Origin of the sequence: Mediterranea sp. ET5 (genome assembly GCF_023337025.1) — a bacterium.
Classification (GTDB): Bacteria; Bacteroidota; Bacteroidia; order Bacteroidales; family Bacteroidaceae; genus Phocaeicola_A.
In genome coordinates this window covers 1-14311 of sequence record NZ_JAMBLN010000009.1, presented here as the reverse complement: position 1 = coordinate 14311, position 14311 = coordinate 1, and the positions used below count along the sequence as shown (strand labels likewise).

The 14311-nt window shown below is 57.1% G+C and carries 14 protein-coding genes and 2 tRNA genes; 10 read left to right on the top strand and 6 right to left on the bottom strand.

Going from position 1 to position 14311, the window contains the following annotated elements; genetic code table 11:
- Positions 1 to 26: 26 nt before the first annotated feature.
- Together M3087_RS06920 and M3087_RS06915 are read left to right on the top strand one after the other, a co-directional pair.
- Positions 27 to 701, top strand: coding sequence for a B3/4 domain-containing protein (locus tag M3087_RS06920; RefSeq protein WP_249094638.1), 675 nt, complete (start codon positions 27 to 29; stop codon positions 699 to 701).
- Positions 702 to 729: 28 nt separating this feature from the next.
- Complete coding sequence (locus tag M3087_RS06915; RefSeq protein WP_249094634.1) at positions 730 to 1398, top strand: MgtC/SapB family protein; 669 nt, start codon at positions 730 to 732, stop codon at positions 1396 to 1398.
- A gap of 837 nt (positions 1399 to 2235) precedes the next feature.
- On the opposite strand, the gene M3087_RS06910 is transcribed toward M3087_RS06915, so the two are convergent.
- Positions 2236 to 3300 carry a M20 family metallo-hydrolase gene (locus tag M3087_RS06910; protein WP_249094631.1) on the bottom strand — a complete coding sequence of 355 codons (1065 nt, stop codon included), beginning with the start codon at positions 3298 to 3300 and terminating at the stop codon, positions 2236 to 2238.
- A 211-nt stretch (positions 3301 to 3511) separates the two neighbouring features.
- Here M3087_RS06910 and M3087_RS06905 point away from each other — a divergent pair, with 211 nt between their 5' ends.
- The 4 genes from M3087_RS06905 (at position 3512) to M3087_RS06890 (ending at position 7208) form a co-directional block, all read left to right on the top strand.
- Positions 3512 to 5317, top strand: coding sequence for an AMP-dependent synthetase/ligase (locus M3087_RS06905; protein ID WP_249094628.1), 1806 nt, complete (start codon positions 3512 to 3514; stop codon positions 5315 to 5317).
- An 85-nt stretch (positions 5318 to 5402) separates the two neighbouring features.
- Positions 5403 to 6518, top strand: a complete 1116-nt coding sequence (gene prfB, locus M3087_RS06900; RefSeq protein WP_022385892.1) for a peptide chain release factor 2 — start codon at positions 5403 to 5405, stop codon at positions 6516 to 6518.
- Between the two features lie 66 nt (positions 6519 to 6584).
- Positions 6585 to 6725, top strand: coding sequence for a hypothetical protein (locus tag M3087_RS06895; RefSeq protein ID WP_022385891.1), 141 nt, complete (start codon positions 6585 to 6587; stop codon positions 6723 to 6725).
- Between the two features lie 6 nt (positions 6726 to 6731).
- Positions 6732 to 7208 carry a CYTH domain-containing protein gene (locus tag M3087_RS06890; RefSeq protein ID WP_022385890.1) on the top strand — a complete coding sequence of 159 codons (477 nt, stop codon included), beginning with the start codon at positions 6732 to 6734 and terminating at the stop codon, positions 7206 to 7208.
- A gap of 61 nt (positions 7209 to 7269) precedes the next feature.
- Here M3087_RS06890 and M3087_RS06885 read toward each other — a convergent pair.
- A tRNA-Pro gene (locus M3087_RS06885) sits at positions 7270 to 7342 on the bottom strand.
- A gap of 115 nt (positions 7343 to 7457) precedes the next feature.
- Between M3087_RS06885 and M3087_RS06880 the strand changes: the two genes are divergently transcribed.
- A tRNA-Phe gene (locus M3087_RS06880) sits at positions 7458 to 7530 on the top strand.
- A gap of 92 nt (positions 7531 to 7622) precedes the next feature.
- Here the strand turns inward: M3087_RS06880 and M3087_RS06875 are convergent.
- The 3 genes from M3087_RS06875 to M3087_RS06865 all read right to left on the bottom strand — a co-directional run bounded on the left by M3087_RS06875 (position 7623) and on the right by M3087_RS06865 (position 9326).
- Positions 7623 to 8294: a hypothetical protein gene (locus M3087_RS06875; protein ID WP_249094626.1), complete on the bottom strand. Its 672-nt coding sequence runs from the start codon at positions 8292 to 8294 to the stop codon at positions 7623 to 7625.
- 17 nt (positions 8295 to 8311) lie between these two features.
- Entirely contained in the window at positions 8312 to 8875 is a 564-nt protein-coding gene (locus M3087_RS06870) for a flavin reductase family protein (protein ID WP_022385887.1), read from the bottom strand.
- Positions 8876 to 8936: 61 nt separating this feature from the next.
- The gene (locus M3087_RS06865) at positions 8937 to 9326 is read right to left on the bottom strand and encodes a VanZ family protein (RefSeq protein WP_249094625.1); all 390 of its coding nucleotides are present in this window, start codon (positions 9324 to 9326) and stop codon (positions 8937 to 8939) included.
- A 103-nt stretch (positions 9327 to 9429) separates the two neighbouring features.
- Here M3087_RS06865 and M3087_RS06860 point away from each other — a divergent pair, with 103 nt between their 5' ends.
- The 3 genes from M3087_RS06860 to M3087_RS06850 all read left to right on the top strand — a co-directional run bounded on the left by M3087_RS06860 (position 9430) and on the right by M3087_RS06850 (position 12763).
- Positions 9430 to 10794 carry a sodium-dependent transporter gene (locus M3087_RS06860; RefSeq protein ID WP_249094623.1) on the top strand — a complete coding sequence of 455 codons (1365 nt, stop codon included), beginning with the start codon at positions 9430 to 9432 and terminating at the stop codon, positions 10792 to 10794.
- Between the two features lie 19 nt (positions 10795 to 10813).
- Complete coding sequence (locus M3087_RS06855; RefSeq protein ID WP_249094621.1) at positions 10814 to 11713, top strand: helix-hairpin-helix domain-containing protein; 900 nt, start codon at positions 10814 to 10816, stop codon at positions 11711 to 11713.
- Between the two features lie 81 nt (positions 11714 to 11794).
- Positions 11795 to 12763: a Gfo/Idh/MocA family protein gene (locus M3087_RS06850; protein WP_249094618.1), complete on the top strand. Its 969-nt coding sequence runs from the start codon at positions 11795 to 11797 to the stop codon at positions 12761 to 12763.
- Between the two features lie 659 nt (positions 12764 to 13422).
- Here the strand turns inward: M3087_RS06850 and M3087_RS06845 are convergent.
- Positions 13423 to 14311: hypothetical protein (locus M3087_RS06845; protein ID WP_249094615.1), on the bottom strand; the 889-nt coding region annotated here is incomplete at its 5' end.

Here is a 14311-nt window from a genome sequence, read left to right as displayed (position 1 = left end):
TTGCAAAACAGCATATCGACACATCCATGCGCATACTCTTATCTGACGACATCAGGAACGCCTGCCCCGACTTCTGCGGGCTGGCCGTGCTCGCCCGGGTGCAGAACAGTGCCTACTGCGAGCCACTTTGGGAGGAAATCGAACGTTTCACCGCGGACTACCGTGCCCGCTACACCACCGACTCCATCAAGACGATGCGCCCCATCCAGGCGACGCGCGAGGCATACAAGCGGTGCGGCAAGGACCCCAGCCGCTACCGTCCGTCATCGGAAGCCCTCTGCCGACGCATCCTCAAGGGCAGTCCGCTCTACCAGATAGACACGCTGGTCGACCTCATCAACGTGGTCTCCATCGCCAGTGGTTACTCCATCGGGGGATTTGACGCCGACAAGATTGAGGGGGACACGCTCACCCTGGGCATCGGCCGTCCGGGAGAACCCTATGAGGGCATCGGGCGCGGCACGCTCAACATCGAGGGGCTGCCCGTCTACCGCGACGCGCTCGGGGGCATCGGCACACCGACGAGCGACCACGAACGCACCAAGCTGACCCTCGGCACCACCCGTCTGCTGGCCATCATCAACGGTTACAGCGGACGGGAAGGACTGGAGGAGGCTGGCGCCTACCTGCAGGACCTCCTGCGCCGCCATGCCGGCAGCGATGGCGGAACGGTCATCCGGTTCGGCGCGATGGACAATTGACAAGGACCAACACTTAACTATCCACAGCATGAACATGACTCTTGAATTCATCTTCCGTTTGTTTCTCGCCGGAGTGCTCGGTGCGCTCATCGGGCTGGACCGCGAGTATCGTGCCAAGGAGGCGGGTTACCGGACGCACTTCCTTGTGTCGCTGGGCAGCGCCCTGCTCATGATTCTGTCGCAATACGGCTTCATGGCGGTGATCGACCACCCCGGTGTGAGCCTGGACCCGAGCCGCATCGCCTCGCAGGTCGTCACCGGCATCGGCTTTATCGGAGCCGGTACCATCATCTTCCAGAAGCAGATAGTGAGAGGCCTGACGACCGCTGCCGGCATATGGGTCACGTCGGGCATCGGCATGACCATCGGAGCGGGGATGTACTGGCTCGGCATTTCGGCTGCGGTCCTGACACTCATGGGACTGGAGCTGCTCAGCTACCTGTTCAAGAGCATCGGCATGCGCAGCTCCTACATGGAGTTCTCCACGACGAAGCGCGAGGTGGTCAATGCCGTCCGCGAACGCCTGCTGGAGCACGACTTCATCATCGCTTCCTATCAGATGGAACAGGTCAACCACGAGAGTGCCGCGACCTACCAGGTGACGATGGTCATCAAGGCGCGGAAGGCGGGAGAGCATGACCTCTTTGACCTCCTGCACGATTTCCAGGACGACATGAACATATATAAGGTAGAATAGCCTCCGGCGGACGTACCCGTCAGGTTACCCCTACATTTTCCCCATGAACGGTTTATCAAAAAGACATCGTTTTCCGGATATTAACATCAAAATTTCCTGATTGGGCATTTTGGGGTAACGCACATTTTCGCAAAATCGTCCCAATTAGAAAATCGCGCGTTAAATATTTTAAGATACGTCCGTCGAAACATACCTGAATAAACCTCTATTCACATAATTATACCGTTTCTAACGCGAAAAAAGCATCCGCCGCCCTCCTTTCCACGGTTGAAAGCACCGGTGGTTGGCTTCGTACGGACGCGTCCGCACCACCGTACCGACGTGTCCGCACCGTCGTGGTCGTTCGTCCGTACGAAAACAGCCACCTGTTTCCACTTTTCAGCGACCAAAGGGGCACGATTCCGTGAGTGTGAAATTGCGTCCGTCTGTGTGAAAAGACCGACGGAAAGGAATGAATGGGAAGAAAAATGAAACAGAGGGAAAGGAAACCGACGGAAACACCGTCAGTGTGCAAAACACAAATCGCCCGAGAAGGCGCTCCGTGGTCACCAACTCGTATTTTGGTGCAAGGAAGCCCCTTCTCGGGCGATTCGTTTGACAATTTGACAAATTGACACAACCGTCAAACCCCATCAACAAAACATTCCCCCAAATGTAGGGGCGACCGGTCCGGTCGCCCGGTCCAACATAGTCAATTGACAATTGACAATTGACAATTGCCAATTGCCCTTCGGCGTGGACATGCACCCATCGGGCGGCGAATGTAGGGGGTGACCGGTCTGGTCGCTCGTTCCGACAGATTCCCGTGTCTCCTGTTCCCGGTCGCCGTGTCCGGTTTTAGCCGATGACCAGTCCGTCGAGGAGTTCGTAGTAGAGGTCAAGCGCCTCCTCCAGTTCGCGGATGAGGATGTACTCGTTGGCAGTGTGCGAGCGCGACGATTTCCCCGGACCGATTTTCACCGAGGGGAAGGGCATGAGTGCCTGGTCGGAGAGGGTGGGGGAGCCGTAGGGCGTCCGTCCCAGTTCCACGGCGCGGCGGACCACCGGGTGGGAGGCGTCGATATGCGACGAGTTGAGGCGGAAGGAGCGGGCTGTGACCTCGCTGCTGACGTGCTGGCTGATGAGGCTGAAGAGTTCTTCGTTGGTGTACAGCTCGTTGCTGCGTATGTCGACGACGAACGAACAGCGGTCGGGGATGACATTGTGCTGTGTGCCGGCATTGATTTGCGTGACGCTCATCTTCACCGGGCCCAGCAGGGGCGACACCCGTTCGAAATGGTACGTGCGGAACCACTCGATGTCCGTCAGGGCATGGTAGATGGCATTGTCGCCCTCCTCGCGTGCGGCATGACCCGCCTTTCCGTGGGCGGTCACGTCGAGGACCATCAGTCCCTTCTCGGCGATGGCAGGCTGCATCTCCGTGGGCTCTCCCACGATGCCCAGTGCGATGGGTGGCAGCTTGGGGAGTACGCTCTCGATGCCGTTCTTGCCCGAGACCTCCTCCTCACAGGAGGCGAGGAAGATGAGGTTGTAGGGCTGCTCCTTCCGTGTGAGCCTGCAAAAGGTCTGGAAGAGGCATACGAGGCTTCCCCCGGCGTCATTGCTGCCGAGGCCGTAGAGCTTCCCGTTGACTTCCGTCGGGGTGAAGGGCTGCTTCTGCCATCCACTGACGGGCTTGACTGTATCGATGTGTGAGTTGAGCAAGAGGGTGGGTTTGTCCAGGCTGAACTGCGGGCTGACGCACCAGACGTTGTTGCCCGAGCGGTTGGTGAGGATGCCGCTGCGCTCCATGTAGTTCTGTAGGGCATTGGCTGCCGCTTCTTCTTCGCGGCTCATCGAGGGCGTGCTGATGAGCACTTTCAACAGGTTGAGAGCCTCGCTTAGCATTGCTTCTTTGTCCATAGTTGTTCGTGATTGTGCGTGCAAAAGTACGATACTTCGGAATAAAAACCATACCTTTGCCCCCATAAAAATGTCCCCGGAGCATCCGTGGGGCGGACCTGCCGACGGGTGACCGACCGATGAGGCGCGCGCCCGGTGGCGTGAGACGGTCCGTCCGCCGGGCGGATAACCTCTTTCCGGACAGCCCGTAAACTAAATATCCATAAGAAGCATGTCGCACCCTCATTTGGCCTTGCTCGTACAGGAGCAGGCGAAGAAATATGCTAACCGGACGGCGCTACGTTACCGCGACTACGCCACCGGCACGTGGGTTCCCGTGACGTGGAACCAATTCTCCCATATCGTCGATGTCGCCTCACGCGCCCTGCTCGAACTGGGCGTGGGGGTACAGGAGAATATCGGCGTCTTTTCACAGAACAAACCCGAGTGCCTGTACATGGACTTTGCCGCGTTCGGCGTGCGTGCGGTGTCCATCCCGCTCTATGCTACCAGCTCCGCCGAGCAGGTGGGCTACATCCTGCAGGATGCCGGCATACGCTTCCTGTTCGTCGGCGAGCAGTACCAGTACGACGTCGCCTGCCAGGTGGCGGAGTCGTGCCCCTCGCTGGAGCGTGTGGTCATCTTCGACCGCAAGGTCATCCGCCATTCGCAGGACTCGCTGTCGCTCTACTTCAACGAGTTCCTGGCACTGGGCACCGACGCGGCTGTCACTGCCGAGCTGGAACGCCGCCGGCACGACGTCAGCGAAGAAGACCTGGCAAACATCCTCTATACGTCCGGAACCACGGGCGAGCCGAAGGGCGTCATGCTCCACCACTCCTGCTACGCGGAGGCGTTCCGTATCCATGACATCCGTCTGCCCCAACTGACGGACGCGGACGTGGTGATGAACTTCCTCCCCCTGACCCACATCTTCGAGAAGGCGTGGACCTACCTCTGTATCAACCGTGGCTGCACGGTGTGCATCAACCTGCGTCCGGCGGACATCCAGCAGACCATCCGCGAGGTGCGCCCGACGGCCATGTGTGCCGTCCCGCGTTTCTGGGAGAAGGTCTACACGGGCGTGCAGGAGAAGATAGCCTCGAGCAACTTCTTGAGCCGGATGATTTTCCGCGACGCCCTGCGGGTGGGACGGCGTTACCACCTGGACTATGTGCGGGTGGAGAAGAAGCCCCCCTTCTTCCTGCGTCAGCGTTACCGCCTCTACGACCGTACGGTCTACCGTCTGCTGAAGAAGACGCTGGGCATCGAGCACGGCAACCTGTTCCCCACAGCCGGTGCCGCCATCCCCACGGTGGTCGAGGAGTTCGTTCACTCGGTGGGCATTCCCATGCTGGCAGGCTACGGACTGACGGAGTCGACCGCCACGGTGTCCTGTGACCCCCTGCCGCGTTACACCATCGGCTCGGTGGGCGCGGTGATGCCCGACGTGGAGGTGAAGCTGGGAGAACACGACGAGATACTCCTGCGCGGCAAGACCATCACGCGCGGTTACTACCGGAAGGAGGAACTGACACGCGAGGCCATCGATGCCGACGGCTGGTTCCACACGGGCGACGTGGGCTACCTCAAGGACGGCGAGCTGTTCCTGACCGACCGTCTGAAGGACCTGTTCAAAACGTCCAACGGCAAGTACATCGCTCCCCAGGCGATCGAGAGCCGCCTCGTGGTGGACCGTTACATCGACCAGGTAGCCGTCATCGCGGACCGCCACAAGTACGTCACGGCACTCATCGTGCCCGTCTACGACCTGGTGCGCGAGTTTGCGGCACGGCGCGGCATCGTTTACCAGACGATGGAGGAGCTGCTCCGCCATCCGCAGGTCATGGCGCTCTACCGCGAGCGCATCGACGCCTTGCAGCAGCGACTGGCACACTACGAGCAGGTGAAGTATTTCACGCTCCTGCCCGAGCCGTTCAGCATGCAGCGGGGCGAACTGACGAATACGCTGAAGATCAAACGTCCGGTCATCTACCGGAACTACGCGGCGGAGATAGAGAAGATGTACGAGGAGTGAGGCGGCGCGGTTTGTGCCCCGCGCATGCGGCGTACTTCGTAAATTCTCTTTATCTTTGCACATTGAACCATATAAGTAGCTAAGCATGATAACCATAGAACAACTGAAAGATGTCAAGGAACGTACCGAAGCCCTGAAACGCTATCTGGACATTGATGCCAAGCAGATTCAGGTGGAGGAAGAACAGTTGCGCACCCAAGCTCCCGGATTCTGGGACGACGCCAAGAAAGCGGAAGCCCAAATGAAGAAGGTCAAGGGACTGCAAGGCTGGATTGACGGATATAAAGAGGTGAAAAGCCTTGCCGACGAGGTGGAAATCGCCTTCGACTTCTGCAAGGACGGACTCATCACCGAAGCCGAACTGGATGAGGCGTACGCCAAGGCATCCGAAGCCATCGAGGCGCTGGAGCTGAAGAACATGTTGCGTCAGGAAGCCGACCAGATGGACTGTGTGCTCAAAATCAATTCCGGTGCCGGTGGTACGGAAAGCCAGGACTGGGCGTCGATGCTGATGCGCATGTACATGCGCTGGGCGGAGGCGAACAAGTATAAGGTGGCAATTGCCAACCTGCAGGAAGGCGACGAGGCGGGCATCAAGTCGGTGACGATGGAGATTCAGGGCGCCTACGCCTACGGATACCTGAAGGGTGAGAACGGCGTGCACCGCCTGGTGCGTGTGTCACCCTACAATGCCCAGGGCAAACGCATGACTTCGTTCGCATCGGTCTTTGTCACTCCGCTGGTCGACGATACCATCGAAGTGGACATACAGCCGGCGTGCATCTCGTGGGACACGTTCCGGAGCGGTGGTGCCGGAGGACAGAACGTCAACAAGGTGGAGTCCGGCGTGCGCCTGCGCTACCAGTATAAAGACCCCTATACGGGCGAAGAAGAGGAAATCCTCATCGAGAACACCGAGACGCGCGACCAACCCAAGAACAAGGAAAACGCCATGCGACAGTTGCGCTCCATCCTTTACGAGAAGGAGATGAAGCACCGCATGGCAGAGCAAGCAAAGATAGAGGCGGGGAAGAAGAAGATCGAGTGGGGCTCGCAGATACGAAGCTACGTCTTCGACGACCGCCGCGTGAAGGACCACCGCACGAACTACCAGACGTCGGACGTGAACGGCGTGATGGACGGCAAGATTGACGGCTTCATCAAAGCCTATCTGATGGAGTTTGGCGACGCCGAGGTATAGCCCCTCCCCATCCGTCCGGATGAACCGGCAAATGAATGAACAGAAGAACTTAAAAACGAAAATACCATGAGTCAGAGAAGTCAACAAAAGCATGCGGCTCGTGAACGCCGCGAAGAGCAGAAAGCCGACCGCGTAGTGAAAGGCATATTCATCGGTCTGATTGTTTTGGCGGTCATCGCCATGATTGCCTATTCCGTGTTGGGATAACGCTTTATGCCGCAAGAGATAGAACGGAAATTTCTGGTGTCGGGAGCATTCCACAGCCTCGCCTATGCCTCCTCCGAGGTGGCACAAGGCTACCTGTGCAGTGCTCCCGAACGCTGTGTGCGTGTCCGTATCCGCGATGGAAGGGGGTACCTGACCATCAAGGGTGCGTCCGATGCATCGGGGCTGAGCCGTTATGAGTGGGAGCGTGAGATTCCGTTGGAAGATGCCCGCCACCTGATGTCGCTCTGCGAACCGGGGCGTATCGAGAAGACGCGTTACCTGGTGCGACACGGGAAGCATACGCTGGAAATCGATGAGTTCCACGGCGAGAACGAGGGACTGGTGATGGCGGAAGTGGAGCTGGATGATGTAGACGAGCCGTTCACCCCACCTTCCTACCTGGGCCGTGAGGTCACCGGCGACGAGCGTTACTACAATGCCTACCTGTCCAAGCATCCCTACGCGACGTGGCAGGAACGCTGACAGAGGGATACAAAAAGAAAAACGGACACTCCGTGAAGAATGTCCGTTTCTTTTTGCACTGTCGGAAAGAGGCGACTCGAACGCCCGACCCCTACGTCCCGAACGTAGTGCGCTACCAACTGCGCTACTTTCCGTTTTGCGGTTGCAAAGGTACGCACTTTTTTGTAACTGCCAAAGGAATGGATAGAAAATTGCGAAAAATTTGTAAGTTCAAGAATTATTCCTATCTTTGCAGCGCAATCAAGCAATGGTGTCATAGCTCAGTTGGTAGAGCAAAGGACTGAAAATCCTTGTGTCCCCGGTTCGATTCCTGGTGACACCACGTTGAGACGAAGAGAACTACAGCGATGTAGCTCTCTTTTTTTATGCCCCTATCCCAGCGGATGCAGGGTGCGGACGGCTTCCACCTTCCCTCTATCCGATGAATTCTTCCAATTTTCGGATGGGGACTTCCGGATGCAGGCGTTGCAGATGGGCAAGTATCCGGGCGTAAGACTCCTCGGGAGTGCATCCGGCATCCAGGCGTCCGTAGAGCACCTCGGGCAACGTGTAGCGAGCCACACCCCAGCCGTAGGGACGGCCGTGACGGTCGATGTTGTATTCGAAGTCGGCTATGACAATGTGCAGTCCCATCATCAGGCGCGTCAGAATCGGGTCGAGGGAGAGCTTGAGCTCCGGCTGACGGTCGACGAGGCCATCGGGATGCCTCCTTCCCCTGCCACGGACGAAGCCCAACAGACGGCGCAGGTCCTTGACCGTCACCCCACCTTCCGATGCGATGGTCTGCAACACCACGTCGTCGAGGGCAGCGGTATCCTCATCCTTGGCATAACGGCAGGTACGGCGGTAGTTCATCAGGTGGGGCAGCCATTCCAGACTGACGTAGCCGGCCTTCTTGCGGAAGAACTTGCCGTAGGCGCAGTGTCCCTCGCGGATGAGGGGCCCTTTCCATTCCCACGGACCATCCTCCCCGTCAGCAAACCAATATTCAGGCGCCGTCCGCTCCTCGATGGAGAAACCGGGGATGCCGCAACGGAAGAACGGCAGGAACCCCTCGCGGAGTACCTGCTGCTCCAGTGTAATCATGTTGTCAATGACCGGTATCATCGCTTCAGTGCCGTCCCGTCCTTGAATGCATTGCCGACCCGCTCGCCTGCCACGAGATAGCCCATGTTCACCGGGTCAAAGATGAGGGGGCGCAGCTTGGCAGGGTCAATCTTCCCTTTCTCGTTGAGGATGCTTTCGTCGGCTGACACGTTGACGATGCGTCCGACGAGGTGACACGTCTGTGGGTCGTAGGACACCAGTTCGCACTCCACCGTCATGGGCAGCTCCTCGATGAGCGGGGCGTTGACGAACTCCGACTTCACGGCGTGGAAGCCTGCTTTGGCAAACTTGTCCGGCTCTTTGTTGCCCGAGACGATGCCCACGTAGTCGCATGCCACCAGCTGGTCTGCTGTGCCCATGCTCACGGTGAAGGCCCGTGTGGCAAGCAGGTTCTTCACGGTCTTATGCCCCTCGCTCAGGCACAGGTTGATGCGGTCGTCGTAGTCGATGCCTCCCCAGGCGGCATTCATGGCGTCGGGACGTCCCTCTTCGTCGTAAGTGCCCACGATGAATACAGGTTGTGGATACGTCCATGCTTTTGCTCCAAAGTTCTTTCTCATAAGTTTATCCTTCTATGTATAATGTACGTACTGTCTGTTGGCGGGACCCTCGTCCCTTGATTTAGCGGACCTTCTTCAGGAAGTGGCGCCGGTAGACCGTGAAGCCCAGAAGGGCGCCCAATCCGACACCGGTGACGTTTGCCAGGAAGTCCAGCCAGTCGCCCGAACGGGTCGTTGTGCAGTACGCCTGTCCCAGTTCGATGAGTCCGCTCAGGACGATGGGCAGGACGATGGCGCCGACGCAGAGCTTCGGGTAGTCGATGTGCGTGTGGCTGCGCAGGTACTCAATCCAAAGGCTCGACGAGAGCATGAGATACATCAGGATGTGCACCCACTTGTCGATGAAGGGGACGTCGTCCATTTCAGTTTCAGGGACAGGCAGAAAGCATGCCAGCAGGATTGCCACGATGAGCAACCACGACACGGTGTAGCGTAAGATAAGTCGGGACATGGCTAAACGAATCTTTTTGGTTGATTATAGAGACAAAATTATAACAATCTCTTCAAAAATGCGTAGTTTTGCCTGAAACTAATAACAAACACTAACTCTTCTGATGACAAATTCAGACCGCGTAAACTTCGGAAGCCGCATCGGCGTCATCCTCGCCTCTGCCGGTTCTGCCGTCGGATTGGGCAACATCTGGCGTTTCCCTTACGAGGCAGGACAACATGGTGGAGCGGCGTTTATCCTCATCTACCTGCTCTGCGTGCTGTTCATGGGCATGCCTGTCATGATTTCCGAGTTCCTCATCGGACGCCGCTCGCGTGCCAACACGGCAGGAGCCTACCGCATCCTTGCACCGGGTACTCCCTGGCGTTGGGTGGGATTCCTCGGTGTGCTGACAGGCTTTCTCATCCTGAGCTATTACTCCGTGGTGGCAGGCTGGACACTGGAGTTCATCGTCGAGGCGGGCACCAACAGCTTCGCCGGAAAGACTGCGCCGGACTTCAGCGCCTCCTTCGCCTCCTTCCTGCAAGAGCCTGTGCTCCCAGTCGTCTGGACAGCCTGTTTCCTTGTGCTGACCCACTTTGTGGTCGTGCGTGGCGTGAAGAAGGGCATCGAGCGTTCGTCGAAGCTCCTGATGCCGCTGCTCTTCATCCTGGTGATTGTCCTTGCGGTCTGCTCCGTCAGCCTGCCCGGTTCAGAGAAGGGGTTGCTCTTCCTGTTCCGTCCCGACTTCAGCAAGGTCACGTCCGACGTCGTGCTGGGTGCCATGGGGCAGGCATTCTATTCACTGAGTCTCGGCATGGGTTGCCTCTGCACATACGCCTCCTACTTCAGCCGCGACACCAACCTGGCGAAGACGGCAGGCAGCGTAGGCGTAATCGATACCTGTGTGGCGGTGCTGGCAGGCATCATCATCTTCCCGGCGGCATTCTCCGTGGGCATCAGTCCCGATGCAGGACCCGGGCTGATTTTCATCACCCTGCCCAACGTGTTCCAACAGGCGTTTGCCGGAGTGCCGGTCCTGTCGTACATCTTCTCGCTGATGTTCTACATCCTGCTGGCGTTGGCGGCACTGACGTCGACCATCTCCATCCACGAGGTGGTGACTGCCTACCTGCATGAGGAGTTCCATCTCTCGCGGACGCGGGCTGCCACGCTCGTCACTGCCGGCTGCCTTTTGCTCGGTGCCGCCTGCTCCCTGTCGATGGGCGTGTGGAGTGACTTCACGATAGCCGGAATGAACCTTTTCAACCTCTTTGACTTCACGACCACCAAAATCATGCTTCCGCTGGGCGGCATGCTCATCTGCCTGTTCACCGGATGGTATCTCGACCGTCGGCTGGTCTATGCCGAGGTGTCGAACGAAGGCAGCCTGAAGGTGCGCTTCTTCCGGGCATACATCTTCCTGGTGCGCTATGTCGCCCCGATAGCCATTGCCGGCGTGTTCCTGAAGGAGTGGGGGCTGTTCTGAACCTGAACCGTGACGTTGTATGTGGAAAGATACCCTTTTCTGTTCGTACTGGGAACAGCGACTTGTCGTGGTCCTGTCGGTACTGGCACTGGTGCTTATGGTGAGTGTCGGGGTCTACCGACGTGCCGCGCGGTCTGACTCTGTCGAGGTGACGGATGCGGATACCGCAGCCATCAAGCAGGCGTTCATGCGTGCCGACAGTCTGCACCGTCAGTCTGCCGGAAGAGAAAGGAGGGCGGCAGTCGTGCCGATCCCGTTTGACCCCAACCGTGCCGATTCCGTCCGGTTGTCAAGTCTCGGACTGCCTCCCTACGTGGTGCGCAACATCCTGAAGTACCGTGCCCGCGGCGGCGTGTTCCGTACACCCGAATCCCTGGCACGCATCTACGGGCTGACAGCGGAAGACTACGCCCGTCTGCGTCCGTACATCCGCATCACCCTGCCGGAGAAGGAACAGGCGGCGTCCGTCCGTCAGAAGAACACCGGGAAGGCGGAAGGCTGGTGGCTGCGCCCGTCGAAGTTTGCTGAAGGGACGACTGTCGAACTCAATGCCGCCGACACGACAGTGCTGCAACGGGTGCCCGGCATCGGTCGCGTCCGTGCATCGCGCATCGTCGCCTATCGGAACCGTCTGGGCGGCTTCGTGCATGTGTCCCAACTGACGGAAATCAGCGGAATGCCCGACAGTCTGTGCCGGTGGTTCACCGTCGGTCCTCTGACGGAAAAGCCGATTCACATCAACCGGGCGGAAGCTGCGCAGCTCAGCCGCCATCCGTACTTGAACTACCGGCAGGCAAGGGCCATCACGGACTTCCGCCACAAGTACGGGCCCCTGCACTCCCTCCGTCAGCTGGAGCTCTATGAGGAGTTCACGGCGGACGACCTGAAGCGCCTCGCCCCGTACGTGGCATTTGATTAGGAGAACGGACAGGAGCTCCTGTCCTGATTGTATGATTAAACGGACACACGCCTGTGCGTCAGACAAACAAATGGATACATTATGAAAGTAGGAATTATTGGAGCCGGTGCCATTGCCGCCAAGATGGCGGAGACACTGGCAGGAATGAAGGATGCCGAGGGATACGCCATTGCATCGCGCAGCCTGGACTCGGCACGTGCGTTTGCCGACCGATGGGGATTCCCCCGCGCGTACGGTTCATACGAAGAGATGCTCGAAGACCCCGACGTGGACTTGGTCTATGTCGCCACACCGCATTCGCACCACCGCGACCATGCCCTGCTGTGCCTGCATCATGGCAAGCCCGTGCTGTGTGAGAAGGCCTTCACCGCCAACGCCGTGCAGGCTGAAGAGGTGCTCGGCTATGCGCGTGAACGGGGTGTGTTCATCACCGAAGCCATCTGGACACGCTACATGCCACTGTCGCATCGGCTCAACGAGCTGCTGGCGGAAGGCGTCATCGGCCGTCCCACGATGCTGACTGCCAACCTGGGCTATCCCTTGAGCCACAAGGAACGGATGTACAACCCGGCATTGGCAGGCGGTGCGCTGCTCGACCTGGGCGTGTATGCCCTCAATTTTGCCCTGATGGCATTCGGCACGGACATCGAACGGGTGGACTCCGCCTGTGTGAAGACGAAGACCGGGGTCGATGCCCAGGAGAGCTTCACGCTGACCTACCGTGACGGACGGATGGCGGTGCTCAGCAGCACGATGATGGCAAAGACCGACCGTCAGGGTATCATCTCGGGCGAGGAGGGACACCTCATCGTGGAGAACATCAACAACCCCCAGCGCATCACCGTGGTCGACAGCGAATACCGCGTGAAGGCAGTCTATGACTGCCCGAAACAGATTACCGGCTACGAATACGAGGTGCAGGCATGTGCCGAGGCACTGCAGCGGGGTTGGCTGGAGGCGCCCGACATGCCTCACTCGGAGACACTCCGCGTGATGCGCCTCATGGACGACCTGCGTGCCCGCTGGGGCGTGCGCTTCCCCTTCGAGTGAGGTGGTGCCCCTGTGTGATTGCAGAACGGACTGTCACATTGCAACCGAATCCCCGTTTCCGCTTGACGGATTCGGTGAAATCGCACTTTTCAGCTAACTCGACTTTTGAGAAAAAACGATAAAGTAGGCTTTTTTAGGAATATTCATACGGAAGTCGTCGTATGAATATTCCAAAGAAGGGTATATTCCGGATATTTATGCAGTGAAACAATATTGTTTCGCTCGTCAAACAATATTGTTTCACGTGCCAAACACAAGTGTTTGACGAGTCAAACAATATTGTTTCATTTCCCGAACACTTGTTTTTGAAGGATGAAACACTTGTTTTAGCAAAACGATACAATAATTTTCATTCGTTCACCTCTAGTTTGTTCCGGATGAGGCTGGTTTTGAAAGTGTGATATTGGGTGGAAATGTCGCAGACGTGGAGCTTATTGCTCCTTTTTCGGCTGAATGTATTCCTTATTGATGCGACTTTTATCCGACGGGTTGCAATGTGTATTTAGCGAATTGCCCGAGAAGGGCCGTTTTACTCACCAACTTGCATTTTGGTGCGAAAGCGGGCCTTTTTGAGGGGGGTCGTTTGACGTTTTGACAAAATGGTAAATGGGGTTTGCAGTGACCTTGCTGCCATGTGGTGTGGCAACAGGGGGTGTAGACTACGGGTTGGTATGCTTGTGTTTGGTAGTTTGCGAATGAATCAGAAATTTCTGGATTTCTTTCTGAAAATAGAGCGTGCGGGCATTCTTTACCTTCAATGGAAGCTTTAGAGCATTCTGTGCATATAGAACTGCCAAACGATGCTGTCCGGTTAATTCGTATAGATTTATGAGTTCATAGTGAGGCTGCAGCCGTCCGGGTAACATGTGTGACGCTAGTTGAAAGGCTTCGATCGCGAGTTTGATTTTCCCCAAATGTTGCAGGGTATACGCTTTGAGAATTTGACTATTGTAATCGATTTTATATGCTTCACTTTGTTCCAATATGGACAGACATTCGGCATATTGTTCCCTTTCAAACAGGTAGATGGCGTAATTGTAAAGAAAAGCCGGATGGATGCGAAAGTAGGACCTGTCATATAGCAGGTTGTAAGAATCCTGTAGAGAAGCAGAGTCCTCACCGTTTGCAGCACGTTCTTCCAGACTGATTCTTTGCTGTTCGTATCGGGCTTGAATGATTGACAGGGATAACACGCAGAAGGCAATGGCTAAGACAGAAAAAGCCTTGTATCTGGTTGCTGCATGTCCTTGAGAGACTGTTGGGGTATAAATGTTTGATAATGAAAGTATCAACAGTACCCAAATTGCCGGGTAGTGACACGGATAGGAGAAACAGGCACATACAGCCCCGGCACATAACGAGGCCCAAGCTGCTTGTTTGAGGCGTGTAGCGCAGGTTCGCATCTTTTGATAGGTCATCCATGCAATTGCTGACAACAGCACGAGGCCCATGAAACCGAAGCGAATGAATAGATGCAGATATTCGTTGAATGGCTGCGTGATATTATCTGCCAGTTGGATGTAGCTGGAGGTTGGATGAGCAACGAAA